At 56.8% G+C, this 15213-nt stretch carries 12 protein-coding genes and 1 pseudogene; 9 read left to right on the top strand and 4 right to left on the bottom strand.

The annotated features are described in order from the left end of the window. Positions 1-44: 44 nt before the first annotated feature. Together ABLV08_RS02175 and ABLV08_RS02170 are read right to left on the bottom strand one after the other, a co-directional pair. On the bottom strand, positions 45-1433 hold the full coding sequence (locus tag ABLV08_RS02175) for a NarK family nitrate/nitrite MFS transporter (protein WP_015705533.1): 1389 nt from the start codon (positions 1431-1433) through the stop codon (positions 45-47). A gap of 179 nt (positions 1434-1612) precedes the next feature. Beyond that, entirely contained in the window at positions 1613-2194 is a 582-nt protein-coding gene (locus ABLV08_RS02170) for a TetR family transcriptional regulator (RefSeq protein WP_015705532.1), read from the bottom strand. 121 nt (positions 2195-2315) lie between these two features. On the opposite strand from ABLV08_RS02170, the gene ABLV08_RS02165 reads away from it, so the two are divergent. Further along, on the top strand, positions 2316-3806 hold the full coding sequence (locus tag ABLV08_RS02165) for an MFS transporter (protein WP_348855489.1): 1491 nt from the start codon (positions 2316-2318) through the stop codon (positions 3804-3806). Between the two features lie 2 nt (positions 3807-3808). Here the strand turns inward: ABLV08_RS02165 and ABLV08_RS02160 are convergent, their stop codons facing one another. Then, entirely contained in the window at positions 3809-4606 is a 798-nt protein-coding gene (locus tag ABLV08_RS02160; RefSeq protein WP_015705530.1) for an IclR family transcriptional regulator C-terminal domain-containing protein, read from the bottom strand. A 209-nt stretch (positions 4607-4815) separates the two neighbouring features. Here ABLV08_RS02160 and ABLV08_RS02155 point away from each other — a divergent pair. The 7 genes and pseudogenes from ABLV08_RS02155 to ABLV08_RS02125 all read left to right on the top strand — a co-directional run bounded on the left by ABLV08_RS02155 (position 4816) and on the right by ABLV08_RS02125 (position 11063). Beyond that, positions 4816-5978 (top strand): annotated as a pseudogene (locus tag ABLV08_RS02155) (muconate cycloisomerase family protein). Between the two features lie 12 nt (positions 5979-5990). Next, positions 5991-6281, top strand: a complete 291-nt coding sequence (catC, locus tag ABLV08_RS02150; protein ID WP_015366454.1) for a muconolactone Delta-isomerase — start codon at positions 5991-5993, stop codon at positions 6279-6281. A 67-nt stretch (positions 6282-6348) separates the two neighbouring features. Beyond that, positions 6349-7275, top strand: coding sequence for a catechol 1,2-dioxygenase (gene catA, locus ABLV08_RS02145; RefSeq protein ID WP_015366455.1), 927 nt, complete (start codon positions 6349-6351; stop codon positions 7273-7275). Between the two features lie 111 nt (positions 7276-7386). Then, entirely contained in the window at positions 7387-8769 is a 1383-nt protein-coding gene (locus tag ABLV08_RS02140; RefSeq protein ID WP_020078693.1) for a Rieske 2Fe-2S domain-containing protein, read from the top strand. Next, the gene (benB, locus tag ABLV08_RS02135) at positions 8769-9254 is read left to right on the top strand and encodes a benzoate 1,2-dioxygenase small subunit (protein WP_020078694.1); all 486 of its coding nucleotides are present in this window, start codon (positions 8769-8771) and stop codon (positions 9252-9254) included. The genes ABLV08_RS02140 and benB overlap by 1 nt, the downstream gene beginning before the upstream one ends. Before the next feature lie 9 nt (positions 9255-9263). Then, positions 9264-10280, top strand: a complete 1017-nt coding sequence (gene benC, locus ABLV08_RS02130) for a benzoate 1,2-dioxygenase electron transfer component BenC (RefSeq protein WP_032711713.1) — start codon at positions 9264-9266, stop codon at positions 10278-10280. Between the two features lie 9 nt (positions 10281-10289). Beyond that, complete coding sequence (locus ABLV08_RS02125; RefSeq protein ID WP_032708144.1) at positions 10290-11063, top strand: 1,6-dihydroxycyclohexa-2,4-diene-1-carboxylate dehydrogenase; 774 nt, start codon at positions 10290-10292, stop codon at positions 11061-11063. On the opposite strand, the gene yddG is transcribed toward ABLV08_RS02125, so the two are convergent. Further along, positions 11060-11938 (bottom strand): aromatic amino acid DMT transporter YddG, encoded by an 879-nt coding sequence (gene yddG, locus ABLV08_RS02120; protein ID WP_015705524.1) that lies wholly within the window; start codon positions 11936-11938, stop codon positions 11060-11062. The genes ABLV08_RS02125 and yddG overlap by 4 nt on opposite strands. Positions 11939-12162: 224 nt before the next feature. On the opposite strand from yddG, the gene fdnG reads away from it, so the two are divergent. Next, entirely contained in the window at positions 12163-15210 is a 3048-nt protein-coding gene (gene fdnG, locus ABLV08_RS02115; protein WP_348855486.1) for a formate dehydrogenase-N subunit alpha, read from the top strand. The last annotated feature ends 3 nt before the right edge of the window (positions 15211-15213 follow it).

Below are 15213 nucleotides of genomic sequence, written 5' to 3'. Positions count from 1 at the left end.
TGCTCCGCTAATGTCCGGCATCGTGCCATCCGGTAAATAGGTCGTTATGGTTGTGCTGGTTTACGGCGCCCGTAGACCAGCCAGGTCACCAGCACGCAAACCACATAGAAGACAAAAAAGACTTTCATCGCACCCACCGGCGAGCCGGTCATGGCCAGAGAGGTACCGAAGGCTTTTGGAATAAAGAAGCCGCCGATGGCGCCAATTGCGGCGATGAAACCGAGCGCGGCAGCGGTATCGGTCACCGCTTCATGCTGGGCCTGTTCGTCGCTGCCGCCGCGCTTTTTCACGCTATCAATGGTGAGCTGACGGAAGATCACGGCGATCATCTGGAAGGTGGAACCGCTGCCAAGCCCGGCGGTTAAGAACAGGCCCATAAACACCACGTAGAAGGCGAAGAAGCTGCCGGAACCGGAGCCCGGCAGGGTGAGGAAAAGCAGCCCGGTAAAGACCGCCATCAGAATGAAGTTGACCAGCGTCACCCGTACGCCGCCCAGGCGGTCGGAAATGATACCGCCGAAGGAGCGCGCCAGCGCGCCGATAAACGGGCCGAAGAAGGCCAGTTTCAGGATATCGACATCCGGAAACTGGGTTTTCGCCAGCATCGCGAAGCCGGCGGAGAAGCCAATAAACGAGCCGAAGGTGGCCAGATACAACAGACTTAGCAGCCACATATGCGGGCGTTTCAACACCGGTAGCTGATCGCGAATTGAAGCTTTGGAACTGGCAATATCGTTCATGCCAAACCACGCGAAAACGGTGGCGATAACCAGTAACGGCACCCACAGCAGCGGTGAGTTGCCGAGCCACAGCATGGCGCCGCCCGGTTGCTCTACGCCGCGAACGCCCAGAAAGGTAAAAATCGGCAGGAAGACAAAAATAGGAGAGACCAGTTGCATCACGCTGACCCCGAGATTGCCGAGTCCGCCGTTAATCCCTAATGCGCTGCCTTGTTTGGCCTTGGGGAAGAAGAAGCTGATGTTGCCCATACTGGAGGCGAAGTTGGCGCCGGCAAAACCGCAGAGTAACGAAATTGCGATAAATACCCAGTACGGGGTAGTTGTATTTTGTACTGCCAAACCCAGCCATAAACAGGGAATCACCAGAATAATCGTGCTAATAACCGTCCAGTAGCGCCCACCCATAATAGGTACCATAAAGGAGTAGGGTACGCGTAATATTGCGCCGGAAAGCGAAGGTAGCGCCGTTAATAAAAAGAGCTGGTCAGTAGTGAAATTAAAACCCACTTTATTGAGATTGACCGCAACTGCGCTAAATAACATCCAGACGCAGAAGGCGAGTAACAGACAAAATACGGAAATCCATAAGTTCCTGCGCGCAATCGCTTTTCCTTTATTTTCCCAGAAGGCTTCATTTTCTGGTCGCCAATCTTTTAAAAGATAATGATTCTTTTTATCACCTTCTATCGACATAACATCCTCACTAAAGCGTACGAGATCAAAAGGATAAATAAAAAACAGCTGAAACTATGCAGGCTGGAATTAAGCTTCAGCTGTTTTTAATAATTGTATTGTTTGAGGATAGATAAGAATCGAGGCGTGAAAGAATTCACGCCGACAATGAAGGGCGGTCAATTGTTACTAAATGTAACCTAAACCTGAGGGAGTTCCAGCGCGATATAATGTTTTAAGTAACGGATAAATGCCGCGTCGTCAATCGCTTGCATCCCCAGCGCGTAAATGCCATCCAGCCCGCAAACCAGAGCAATCAGACGCCAGGCAATATTATCAGCCGTATCCTGCGGCTGAAATTCACCGGCTTCGGCGCCGCGATTAATCGCCGTGACCGTTTCATCATGCCACATGCTCATGGTAAGCAGATATGCGGCCTTAATTTCCTCATCGCTACCGGACAAAATCTGCGCTTCCCGCCACAGGCGGATATAGGGTTCGAGACGGCCATCTTCGCTGCCAAGTAATGAAAACAGGCGTTCGCTCCAGGAGGCGTCATCGGTCAGCAGCTGAATATCGAGCATTTCGCGGATCAAGCGGATAAAGGCCTGCGCTTTTAGCTCGCCGGTCGAGGCAAAATGATGATGTAACTGACCTGCTGCGACGCCGGCGTCGCTGGCTATCTGGCGCACGGTCATGGCGCTGAAGCCGCCATTTAGCGCCACTCGCATGGCGGCCTGCATGATAACTTCCCGACGCGCTTCCCGATTTAAATAGTGCATAGCGACCTGTAACCAAGAGGTGATGGGATGATGGTAACAAAAAGTTGGACAGGCGTTCAACAATCCGGCAGGATCGCAATCCTGGACGCGTGTCCAATTTGATAAATTGAGGAAAAGAAGTATGTTTCGGCAATGGTTAACGCTGATGGCGATTTTGCTGGTTTATATCCCGGTGGCGATTGACGCAACGGTGCTGCATGTAGCCGCCCCGACGCTCAGCGTCGCGCTTGGCACCAGCGGCAATGAGCTACTGTGGATCATTGATATCTATTCGTTGGTGATGGCCGGTATGGTGCTGCCGATGGGCGCATTAGGCGATAAAATCGGCTTTAAGCGCCTGTTGCTGCTCGGTAGCGCTATTTTTGGCATCGCTTCGCTGTGCGCCGCGCTGTCGCCGTCGGCGATAACGCTGATTATTTCCCGCGCGCTGCTGGCGGTTGGTGCGGCGATGATTGTGCCGGCGACGCTTGCCGGGATCCGCGGCACTTTCGCCGAAGCCAGCCAGCGTAACATGGCGCTGGGATTATGGGCCGCGGTGGGCTCCGGCGGCGCGGCATTTGGCCCGCTGGTGGGCGGCATGCTGCTGGAACATTTCTACTGGGGATCGGTGTTCCTGATCAACGTGCCAATCGTGCTGCTGGTCATCGCCATCAACGCTAAGGTCGTGCCCCGTCAGCCCGCACGCCGCGAGCAGCCGCTGAATCTGCCGCAGGCGCTGATCCTGATTGCGGCCATTCTGATGCTGGTATTTAGCGCTAAGTCAGCGTTAAAGGGGCAGTTGGCGCTGTGGCTGATTGTGTTGGTGGCTATCGGCGGCGCGGCCATGTTGACCTGGTTTGTCCGCAAGCAGCTGTCGATGCCGACGCCGATGGTGGATATGCGTCTCTTCACCCACCGCATTATTTTGAGCGGGGTGATGATGGCGATGACCGCGCTCATTACGCTGGTCGGTTTTGAATTGCTGATGGCGCAGGAGCTGCAGTTTGTGCATCAGAAAACACCGTTCGAGGCCGGGCTGTTTATGCTACCGGTGATGGTAGCCAGCGGCTTTAGCGGGCCGATTGCCGGAATGCTGGTATCTAAACTGGGGCTGCGGCAGGTGGCGACCGGCGGTATGTTGCTGAGCGCGTTGAGTTTCCTGGGGCTGTCGATGACCGACTTCAGCACCCAACAGTGGCAGGCGTGGGGGTTAATGACGCTGCTGGGCTTTAGCGCCGCCAGCGCGCTGCTGGCGTCAACGTCGGCGATCATGGCGGCGGCACCGAAAGAGAAGGCGTCGGCGGCAGGCGCCATTGAAACCATGGCCTATGAATTGGGCGCGGGGCTTGGTATTGCGCTGTTCGGCCTGATCCTGACCCGTAGCTACAGTTCGGCGATTGAACTGCCTGCCGGGATTGGCGGTGAGGCAGCGGTACAGGCCTCATCGTCCATCGGCGAGGCGATGAAGGTGGCGCAATCGCTCCCCGCGATACCGGCAGATTCACTGATTGCGGCGGCGAAAACCGCGTTCATTAGCGCCCATAGCATTTCGCTGGCGACGGCTGGCGTTCTGCTGTTGTTGCTGGCGCTGGGGATCTGGCGCGGGCTGGCCAATACGCCGGAGCCACGGTAATGTCATAGCTGAAGAGAAAGCTCCATCGCCGCGCGACGCAGCGGCGCGAGGGCTTTCTCCTTCAGCGCCGCGGCGCTCATCGAAGAGGCGGGGACGCCAACGTTGAGGGCCGCCACCACCTGGCCGCTGCGCGACAGCAGCGGTACCGCAAGCGAGCATAATCCAACTTCAATTTGCCTGTCCGCCAGCGCATAGCCCTGCATGCGAACTTTAGCTATTTCCGCGCGTAATGCCGTGGGGTCGCACAGGGTATGCGGGGTGTAGCGCATAAGATGTGCGCGTGACAGTGTCACTTCAAGTTGTTCTTCTGGCAGCGCGCTCAGCAATACCCGTCCCATTGAAGTCGTCCATGCCGGGAGGCGACTGCCGCGTCCCAGATCGACGCTCAGTAAGTTATTGACCGCCGCGCGGGCGATATACAGTACGTTGTCGCCATCAAGCGTGGCGGCGGAGCAGCTTTCTCCTAACGTCTTACCAAGATTATCCAGCGCCGTTTGCGCCACTTTCGCCAGCGGGGTTCCCGCCAGATAGGCGTGGCCCACGGCCAGTACGCGCGGTAGTAGTTCATAGCTGCGGCCGTCCGGGCTGTGCACCATCCCCAGCGCCGCCAGGGTATACAGGCAGCGGCGCACCGCCGCGCGGGAAATTTGCGTTTTTTGACTTAACTGCGAAATGGTCAGCCGCTGGCGCTGCGGAGTAAAAGCATTGAGCACTTCCAGCCCGCGGGCGAGAGACAGCATAAAATTGGGGTCGTGCTCGGCCTGCCTGGCGCTCAGCGTAGTGTGGGTATTGTCGCTCATTGCATCTTTCTCCGTTGCAACGTAAAGCTCACGGGGAATCACTATACCGCGCGCAAACCAGGGCGCGGCGAATTGTGCCTGTTTTACCACCTCGATCACATTATTAACCGCAATTTAACAAGCGTGCCGATAATCGCACAACATTTCGATTATCGCCGTTGACCATCCGCCAGGCTGGACCCTATTGTCAAAGCACAGACATCCCCGTTATGGATGTGGGTACAAAAAGTTATGCATCTTTCAGGAACAAAAAATGACTGCGACCGTAGAACGCATTGAGAGCTGGTTAGTGGATGTACCGACTATCCGGCCACATAAATTATCGATGACCACCATGGGCTGCCAGACGCTGGTCATCGTGCGCATTACCCGTTCCGATGGCGTATGCGGTATCGGTGAAGCGACGACCATCGGCGGGCTGAGCTACGGCGTCGAGAGCCCGGAGGCTATCGCATCGGCCTTGACCCACTATTTGACGCCGCTGCTGAAAGGGCAGCCGGCCGATAATCTGAATGCGCTGACGGCGCGTATGAACAGCGCCATTAAAGGCAATACTTTCGCAAAGTCTGCCATTGAAACCGCGCTGCTGGACGCCCAGGGGAAAGCCTTAGGCTTACCGGTATCGGCGCTACTCGGCGGCGCGCTGCAAACGTCGTTGCCGGTGCTGTGGACGTTAGCCAGCGGCGACACCGCAAAAGATATTGCCGAAGGGGAAAAGCTGTTAGCCGAGCGCCGCCATCAGGCATTCAAGTTGAAAATTGGCGCGCGGGAATTAGCCACCGATCTCCGCCATACCCGCGCCATTGTCGAAGCTTTAGGCGATCGCGCCAGCATTCGCGTTGACGTTAACCAGGCCTGGGATGCCGCCACCGGCGCGAAAGGGTGCCGAGAGCTGGCGGCGATGGGGGTCGATCTCATCGAACAGCCGGTGAGCGCGCAGGACAATGCAGCGCTGGTGCGCCTGAGCCAGCAAATCGAGACAGCGATTCTGGCGGATGAAGCGGTCGCGACCGCATACGATGGCTATCAACTGGCGCAGCAGGGCTTTACCGGCGCTTACGCGCTGAAGATCGCCAAAGCGGGCGGGCCGAATAGCGTGCTGGCGCTGGCCCGCGTCGCGCAGGCGGCGGGGGTTGGCCTGTATGGCGGCACGATGCTGGAAGGAACCGTGGGTACCGTTGCTTCTCTGCATGCCTGGTCGACATTGCCAATGCAGTGGGGAACCGAGATGTTCGGCCCGCTGCTACTCAAAGACGATATTGTCAGCGTTCCGCTGACCTTTGCCGACGGTCAGGTGGTGTTGCCGCAAACGCCAGGGCTCGGGGTGGAGCTGGATGAAGACAAGCTGCGCTTCTATTCCCGTAAAGCATAACAGGAGAAAATAATGCTATTTAAAGTTGATATGACCGTTAATATTCCGATCGGTTTTCCTGCCGCCGAAGCGGATGAAATTAAACAACGCGAAAAAGCCTATTCGCAACAATTACAACGTGAAGGCAAGTGGCGACATATCTGGCGTGTCGCCGGTCTTTACGCCAATGTCAGCATTTTCGATGTAAAAGATGCCGAAGAGCTGCATCAAATTTTAATGGGATTGCCGCTGTATCCATTTATGGATATTCGCGTAGAGGCGCTGTGCCGTCATCCCTCGTCGATTCGTGAAGACGATAGCTAATAATAATAACGTCGACCTCATGCCGGGGGCCCCGGCAAATATCCTACAATGATAAGAGAGAATAATTATGAGTAATGCTTTCGTACAACAAGAAGCCGTGCAGAAATTATTACGTGAAGGCGCGGGTTTAAATGTCCCTGGCGGTAATGAACGCTTTAAAGCCATTGTCCACCGTTTACTGGAAAATATCTGCACGCTGATCGATGACTATAACGTCACCGAAGAAGAGTTCTGGCATGCGGTGAACTATTTGCACGAGCTGGGTGGGCGCCAGGAGGCGGCGCTGCTGGCGGCGGGTCTTGGTCTTGAGCACTTCCTCGACCTGCGTCAGGACGCTATCGACGCGGCGGCGCATCGTGAAACCGGTACCCCGCGCACCATCGAAGGGCCGCTGTATGTAGCCAATGCCCCGCTGGCCGACAGCCATGCCCGCATGGATGATGGCACCGATGCCGGCGAAGTGATGTGGCTGCACGGCCAGGTTAAAGATAATCAGGGCCAGCCGATTGCTAATGCCATCGTTGATATCTGGCACGCCAATACCCTGGGTAATTACTCGTTCTTCGATCAAAGCCAGAGCGACTACAACCTGCGTCGTCGTATTCGCACCGGCGCCGATGGCCGCTATAGCGTGCGCAGTATCATGCCATCCGGCTACGGCTGCCCGCCGGATGGTCCAACTCAGAAGTTGCTGGACCAGTTAGGCCGCCACGGTAACCGTCCGGCGCACATTCACTTCTTCGTCTCCGCGCCGGGCCATAAACATCTGACCAGCCAGATCAACCTCAGCGGCGACAAATACCTGTGGGATGATTTTGCCTTTGCCACCCGCGATGGTCTGATTGCCGACCCGGTGAAAGTGAGCGACCGCGAGACGATTGCACAGCGTGAACTGGACGGCGAGCATACCGAAGTGCGCTTTGATTTCACCCTCTGTAAAGCGCTGAGCCCCGACGAAGAGCATCGAGGCGCCCGTCTGCGCGCCAAAGAGTAATCTGCTTTAGCGGCCCCGGTCACGCTGCTGGCCCGGGCCGCGCTCTACACCCGATAGTCACCACATTCGCCAAATATCTTTAATCCTGAATCCTGCAGGAGGAGTTAACTCATGCAAAAAACGCTATCAGCGCTTAAAGACAAAATTAACAACGCGTTAATTGTCGACCGTGAAAATCATATTTACCGTTGCCACCGCTCTATATTTACCGACCAGCAGTTGTTTGATTTTGAAATGAAACATATCTTCGAAGGAAATTGGGTTTTTCTTGCCCATGAAAGCCAGATTGCCGAGCCGGGAGATTATTATACCCTGACGCTGGGACGGCAGCCGGTTATTATTACCCGTGATAAAAAGAATGAATTGCATGCATTAATTAATAGCTGCGCCCACCGCGGCGCCATGTTATGCCGACGCAAAACCGGGAATAAAAATTCGTTTACCTGTCCGTTCCACGGCTGGACCTTCAGCAATAACGGCAAATTATTAAAAGCCAAAGATGAGAGCACCGGCGCCTATCCTGACACCTTCAAACATGAAGGGTCTCACGATCTGCAAAAACTGCCGCGTTTTCAGTCTTACCGCGGTTTCTTATTCGGTAGCCTCAATGCCGACGTGCAGCCGCTGGAGGCGTATCTCGGCGAAACCAGCAAAATCATCGATCTGATCGTCGATCAGGCGCCGGAAGGGCTGGAAGTGCTAAAGGGTTCGTCGAGCTACGTTTACGAAGGCAACTGGAAGCTGGGCGCAGAGAACGGCGCCGATGGTTATCACGTCAGCGTGGTGCACTGGAACTATGCCTCAACCATGTCACGCCGCAACTATGAAGCGGAAGGGACGCATGCGGTTGACGCCAACGGTTGGTCAAAGAGCGTCGGCGGCGGCTACGGTTTTGACAATGGCCACATGTTGCTGTGGACCCGGGCGCTGAACCCGGAAGTGCGCCCGGTCTATGCCCACCGCGAGCGTCTGCAGGCGGAATTCGGCGAACTACGCGCCGACCAGATGGTCAATGAAACCCGCAACCTGTGCCTGTACCCCAACGTCTATCTGATGGATCAGTTTTCTACCCAGATCCGCGTGATCCGCCCGATTGCGGTCGATAAAACCGAAGTCACCATTTGGTGCTTTGCGCCTAAAGGCGAAGCCGACCAGGCGCGGGCGCTACGGATCCGCCAGTACGAAGATTTCTTTAACGTCAGCGGGATGGGGACGCCGGACGATCTGGAAGAGTTCAGCGCCTGTCAGCGCGGCTATCTTGGCGAAAATCTGGCATGGAGCGACCTCAGCCGCGGCGCGCTACGTTGGGTCGACGGCCCGGATGAACACGCCAGGCATGCGGGCTTTACGCCGCGGCTAAGCGGGGTGAAATCGGAAGATGAAGCGCTGTATATCGCCCATCATCACCATTGGCAAACGGTCATGCTGGCGGCGCTGGAACAGGAACAACAGCGTTACGACCAGTCCATTACCCAGCGCGTGGAGGTGGCCTGATGTTGAATCTCGAACAAGTTCGCCAGTTTCTCTATTACGAAGCCCGTCTGTTAGATGACCGTCAGTGGGATGAGTGGCTGAGCTGTTACAGCCCGCAGGTGGTCTACTGGATGCCGGCATGGGGCGACGATGATCAGCTGACGCGCGACCCGCAAAAAGAGATTTCCCTTATCTACTATCCCAACCGGGAAGGACTGGAAGATCGCGTCTATCGCATTAAAACCGAGCGTTCCGGCGCCAGCACGCCGGAACCGCGCACCACGCACATTATCAGCAATGTCGAGCTGATGGGCGAAAGCGAGGAGGGGCTTGCGGTGCGCTACAACTGGGTTACGTGGAGCCATCGCTATCAACACACGGATGCCTATTTTGGCTCTACCTGCTGCACGCTAATTGAGCAGGACGGCAGGCCGCAGATCGTTCGTAAAACGGTACGCCTGAATAACGACTATATCCGTCAGGTTATCGACGTTTACCACATTTAAGAGGCGCTTATGACTTTTAATATTGCTCTTAATTTTGAGGACGGCATTACCCGCTTTATTCAATGCCATGCCGGGGAGAAGGTGCTGGATGCGGCCTATCGTCAGAAGGTTAACCTGCCGATGGACTGTTCGGACGGCGTTTGCGGCACCTGCAAATGCCATTGCGCCAGCGGTGAATACGATCTGGGTGAAGATTATCTCGACGAGGCGTTAAGCGACGACGAGGCGCAGGCTCGCCAGGTGCTGACCTGCCAGATGGTCCCGACCAGCGATTGTGTGATCGATGTGCCGGTGGCCGCCGCGCAGTGTAAAACCGCGCTGACCGACACCGGGGCGCAGGTGCGGCAGGTGAATTTACTGTCCGATACCGCCATCGAACTGGTGGTCGCGTTGGATGAGCCGCTGGCTTTTCTGCCGGGGCAATATATCAATATTCAGGTGCCGGGCACGACTCATGTGCGCGCCTACTCATTCAGCTCGCTGCCGGGTTCTCTCGAAGGGCGTTTTCTGATTCGTAACGTGCCTGGCGGCATGATGAGCCAGTGGTTAACCCAGCAGGCGCGGCCCGGCGACCGCCTGACCCTCAGCGGCCCCATGGGCAGCTTCTATTTGCGCAGCGGCGAACGCCCGCTGCTCATGCTGGCGGGCGGTACCGGGCTGGCGCCGCTGCTGTCCATGTTACACACCCTGCAGACACAGGGTAGTCAGCGTCCGGTAACGCTACTGTACGGGGTGACCCGTGACGGTGATCTGGTGAAAACCGACGCGCTGGACACCTTTGCTCAACAGCTTACGGGGTATCGCTGGCTGCCGGTGGTGGCGGATGAAAGCAGTTCCTGCCCACAGCGCGGCTTTGTCACCGAACATCTGGATGACGCGATGCTGAATAACGGCGACGTTGACATCTATCTTTGCGGACCGCCGCCGATGGTAAATGCGGTCGCCACGGCGCTGCGCGAAAGGGGAATTTCCCCGGCAGGGTTCTGGTATGAGAAATTTATCGCCAGCCAGAGCGCGGCGGCATAAGGAGGCATGATGCGTTTTACCGATAAAGTCGTCGCTATTACCGGCGCGGCGCAGGGGATTGGCAGGCAGACCGCGGAGCAGGCGGCAACTGAAGGCGGCGCCCTGTTGCTGATTGACCGCTCGCCTTACGTACACGAACTGGCTGCCGTTTTAGCCCAGGCCGGAAGTCAGGTACTGGCGCTGGAGGCTGACCTTGAGCAGTGGCAGAGTACTGAACAGGCGTTTGCCGCCGGGGTCGCGCATTTCGGCCGCCTCGACGTGCTCATCAACAACGTCGGCGGCACCATCTGGGCGCGACCTTTCGCCGAGTATCAGCCAGAACAAATTGAGAAAGAGATCCGCCGCTCGCTGTTCCCTACCTTGTGGGGCTGCCGCGCGGCGCTCCCCTGGATGCTGAAACAGGGGAAAGGCAGCATCGTCAATATCTCGTCGGTGGCGACGGCAGGGGTGAACCGGGTGCCTTATTCGGCGGCGAAGGGAGGCGTGAATGCGCTGACTCGCTCGATTGCCATGGAGTACAGCGGCAGCGGTATTCGGATTAACGCCGTCGCGCCGGGCGGTACGGAGGCGCCGCCGCGTCTGACGCCGCGCAACGATGAGCTGCCGAGCGAGCAGGAAAAGGCGTGGTATCAGCAGGTTGTCGATCAGACGGTGGCGAGCAGCCTGATGCATCGTTACGGCACGCTGGCGGAACAGGCGAATGCGATCCTGTTTCTCGCCAGCGATGAGGCCAGCTATATCACCGGCGTAACGATACCAGTGGCGGGCGGCGATCTCGGCTAACGGCGGGTGGCATACCAGCAGAGCAGGGAGCCGAGACACACCATCCCGGCCCCCTGCCAGAAGGACCACGATAAGGCGGCGCTGAGCAGCACCGCCGCCAGCGCGGAAGAGAGCACCGGCGTGAAGTACGACGCCGCCGCCAGCAGGCTGACGTTGCCGTGCAGGATGCCAACGTTCCACGCCGCGTACGCCAGCCCCAGCGCCACGGAGACCGTTATCAGCTTAATGACCACCGGCCAACTGAACAGCATCGGCGGCTGAGCGCTGGCGAAAAATTTCAGCCACAGGGTCAGTGCCGTTAATAAGACGAAGAGCGTAATCCCATTTTTGCCTTTGGCATATTTCGCGGTCACCGTGCAGTAGGCCGCCCAGATAAACGCGCCGATAAATGCCAGAAAGTAGCTCAGCGGACTGGAGATGACGTTATTGATAATTTCATCGAGGTTGAGCCCGTGTTCGCCGCCGAGCACCCAGCTCACGCCGAACAGCGCCAGCAATAAGCCGGGGATCACCAGCCAGCTACTTTTCTGACCGTTAAAAAGAATGGCGAACAAAATGGTCAGGCTGGGCCACAGGTAGTTGACCATCCCCACTTCGATAGCCTGCTGGCGGGTGGCGGCGAAACCCAGCGACAGGGCGAGGCAGATCTCGTAGCTGACAAACAGCACGCTGCCGGCCAACAGATAGCGACGCGGGATTTGGCGCAGGTTGGGAAAGCCGACGGTGAAAATGAGCAGCAGGCCGCTGAGGCTATAAATCATCGCCGCGCCGCCGACAGGGCCAAGCCCTTCGCTGACGCCGCGGATCAAACCGACCATTGTGCTCCATAATATAATGGCGGCGAAGCCGATTGACGTCGCTCTCTTTTTTTCCATGTTTAACCCGATAATGACTCAAACGCAGCCGGAATTTATAACATCTTTTGCCTCCCGGCGGTCGATCTTTTCCGCTTCGCATAACTCTTTGGGGTTAGTCAAACTCGCCACCGCTGACTCTTAAGGGGGCGAGCGTTGGCGACCTTGATTTGACGCAATAAAAAAAGGGATATTGCTGTTAGTTTCCTCCGCGCGATGAACTAACATCCTGCATGGAGGAATCAATGGACGTCAGCCGCAGAAAGTTTTTTAAAATCTGCGCAGGCGGTATGGCCGGAACAACAGCTGCTGCACTGGGCTTTGCCCCTAAAATGGCGCTGGCTCAGGCACGCAATTTCAAATTGCTGCGCGCAAAAGAGATCCGCAACACCTGCACTTACTGCTCCGTGGGCTGCGGGCTATTAATTTATAGCCTGGGCGACGGCGCGAAAAACGCCAAAGAAGCGATTTATCATATCGAAGGGGATCCGGATCATCCGGTAAGCCGCGGCGCCCTGTGCCCGAAAGGCGCCGGTCTGCTGGACTACGTCCACAGCGAAAACCGCCTGCGGTATCCGCAATACCGCGCTCCGGGCTCGGATAAATGGCAGCGCATCTCCTGGGATGAAGCTTTTAACCGCATCGCCAAATTGATGAAAGCCGACCGCGACGCCAACTTTATTGAAAAGAACGAGCAGGGCGTGACGGTTAACCGCTGGCTTTCCACCGGGATGCTGTGCGCCTCGGCGGCGAGTAATGAGACCGGCATGCTGACGCAAAAATTTGTGCGCTCACTTGGCATGCTGGCGGTAGACAACCAGGCGCGCGTCTGACACGGACCAACGGTAGCAAGTCTTGCTCCAACATTTGGTCGCGGTGCGATGACCAACCACTGGGTTGATATCAAAAACGCTAACGTCGTGATGGTGATGGGCGGCAACGCCGCGGAAGCGCATCCGGTGGGATTCCGCTGGGCGATGGAAGCGAAAAACAATAACGATGCCACGCTTATCGTCGTCGACCCACGCTTTACGCGTACCGCGTCGGTGGCCGATATCTATGCGCCGATTCGTTCCGGTACCGACATTACGTTCCTGTCGGGCGTGCTGCTGTACCTGATCGAAAATAATAAGATCAATGCCGAGTACGTTAAGCATTACACCAACGCCAGCCTGCTGGTGCGGGATGATTTTACCTTCGAAGATGGCCTGTTCAGCGGCTACGATGCGGAAAAGCGCCAGTATGATAAATCGTCCTGGAACTACCAGTTCGATGAAAATGGCTACGCGAAACGCGATGAAACGCTCAGCCATCCGCGCTGTGTGTGGAATCTGCTCAAGCAGCACGTTTCCCGCTACACGCCGGAAGTGGTTGAAAACATCTGCGGTACGCCGAAAGAAGACTTCCTCAAAGTGTGCGAGGTACTGGCTTCAACCAGCGTCGCGGATCGCACCACCACCTTCCTGTATGCGCTGGGCTGGACGCAGCACACCGTCGGCGCGCAGAACATTCGCACCATGGCGATGATCCAGCTGCTGCTCGGCAACATGGGCATGGCAGGCGGCGGCGTCAACGCCCTGCGCGGACACTCCAATATTCAGGGTCTGACCGATTTGGGCCTGTTGTCGACCAGCCTGCCGGGTTATTTGACGCTGCCGTCAGATAAACAGAGCGATCTGCAAAGTTATCTTAGCGCCAACACGCCAAAAGCGACGCTGGCCGACCAGGTGAACTACTGGAGCAACTACCCGAAATTCTTCGTCAGCCTGATGAAATCGTTCTACGGCGATGCGGCGCAGAAAGAGAATGACTGGGGCTTCAACTGGTTGCCGAAATGGGATCAGGCCTACGACGTTATCAAGTACTTCAATATGATGGATAACGGCAAAGTTACCGGCTATATCTGCCAGGGCTTCAATCCGGTAGCGTCCTTCCCGGACAAAAACAAAGTGGTGCGTAGCCTCAGTAAGCTGAAATATATGGTGGTTATCGACCCTCTGGTGACCGAAACCTCGACCTTCTGGCAGAACCACGGCGAGTCTAATGATGTCGACCCGTCGGCTATTCAGACCGAAGTCTTCCGTCTGCCGTCGACCTGCTTTGCCGAAGAGGATGGCTCGATCGCCAACTCCGGGCGCTGGCTGCAGTGGCACTGGAAAGGCCAGGACGCGCCGGGCGAAGCGCGCAACGATGGCGAAATTCTTGCCGGGATCTATCACCGTCTACGTGAGCTGTACCGTCGCGAAGGCGGTAAGGGCGCGGAACCGCTGCTGAACATGAGCTGGAGCTATAAGCAGCCAGATCATCCGGAATCGGAAGAAGTAGCAAAAGAGAACAACGGCTATGCGCTGGCGGATCTCTACGATGGTAATGGGGTGCTGCTGGCGAAAAAAGGAGAGTTGCTGAATAGCTTCGCGCTGCTGCGCGATGACGGCAGCACCGCGTCGTCCTGCTGGATCTACACCGGCTGCTGGACCGAGCAGGGTAACCAGATGGCGAATCGCGATAACGCCGATCCTTCGGGGCTTGGTAATACACTGGGATGGGCCTGGGCCTGGCCGCTCAATCGCCGCGTGCTGTATAACCGCGCTTCAGCCGACATTAATGGCAAGCCGTGGGATGCGAAGCGGATGCTGATCCAGTGGAACGGCAGTAAGTGGGTCGGTAATGATATTCCGGACTTCAATACCGCGCCGCCGGGGAGCAGCACCGGGCCGTTTATCATGCAGCAAGAGGGGCTTGGGCGCCTGTTTGCGCTCGATAAACTGGCGGAAGGGCCGTTCCCGGAACACTACGAGCCGATGGAAACGCCGCTTGGCACCAACCCGCTGCACCCCAATGTGGTCTCCAGCCCGGTGGTGCGTTTATACGAAGATGACGCCATTCGCTTAGGTAAGAAGGATAAGTTCCCGTATGTCGGTACTACCTATCGTCTGACCGAACACTTCCATACCTGGACCAAGCACGCGCTGCTCAATGCGATTGCGCAGCCGGAACAGTTTGTCGAAATCAGCGAAGGGCTGGCGAAAAGCAAAGGTATCGCTAATGGTGACTGGGTGAAAGTCAGCAGCAAGCGTGGCTTTATTCGCGCGGTTGCCGTAGTGACCCGTCGACTGCGCACGCTGAACGTCAACGGCCAGCAGGTAGAAACCGTCGGTATCCCGCTGCACTGGGGCTTTGAAGGTGTGGCGCGTAAAGGCTACATCGCCAACACCCTGACGCCTAACGTCGGCGATTCCAACTCGCAAACGCCGGAGTATAAGGCGTTTCTGGTCAACATTGAGAAAGCGTAAGGA

The sequence above is a fragment of the Klebsiella sp. CN_Kp088 genome (assembly GCF_040064335.1).
Lineage (GTDB): Bacteria > Pseudomonadota > Gammaproteobacteria > Enterobacterales > Enterobacteriaceae > Klebsiella > Klebsiella aerogenes.
This window is presented reverse-complemented; position numbering and strand designations above follow the sequence as displayed.

Excerpts from the sequence above, each read along its gene's own strand:
- ABLV08_RS02175 (WP_015705533.1), bottom strand. The coding sequence starts at position 1,433 with ATGTCGATAGAAGGTGATAAAAAGAATCATTATCTTTTAAAAGATTGG.
- ABLV08_RS02170 (WP_015705532.1), bottom strand. The coding sequence starts at position 2,194 with ATGCACTATTTAAATCGGGAAGCGCGTCGGGAAGTTATCATGCAGGCC.
- ABLV08_RS02165 (WP_348855489.1), top strand. The coding sequence starts at position 2,316 with ATGTTTCGGCAATGGTTAACGCTGATGGCGATTTTGCTGGTTTATATC.
- ABLV08_RS02160 (WP_015705530.1), bottom strand. The coding sequence starts at position 4,606 with ATGAGCGACAATACCCACACTACGCTGAGCGCCAGGCAGGCCGAGCAC.
- catC (WP_015366454.1), top strand. The coding sequence starts at position 5,991 with ATGCTATTTAAAGTTGATATGACCGTTAATATTCCGATCGGTTTTCCT.
- catA (WP_015366455.1), top strand. The coding sequence starts at position 6,349 with ATGAGTAATGCTTTCGTACAACAAGAAGCCGTGCAGAAATTATTACGT.
- ABLV08_RS02140 (WP_020078693.1), top strand. The coding sequence starts at position 7,387 with ATGCAAAAAACGCTATCAGCGCTTAAAGACAAAATTAACAACGCGTTA.
- benB (WP_020078694.1), top strand. The coding sequence starts at position 8,769 with ATGTTGAATCTCGAACAAGTTCGCCAGTTTCTCTATTACGAAGCCCGT.
- benC (WP_032711713.1), top strand. The coding sequence starts at position 9,264 with ATGACTTTTAATATTGCTCTTAATTTTGAGGACGGCATTACCCGCTTT.
- ABLV08_RS02125 (WP_032708144.1), top strand. The coding sequence starts at position 10,290 with ATGCGTTTTACCGATAAAGTCGTCGCTATTACCGGCGCGGCGCAGGGG.
- yddG (WP_015705524.1), bottom strand. The coding sequence starts at position 11,938 with ATGGAAAAAAAGAGAGCGACGTCAATCGGCTTCGCCGCCATTATATTA.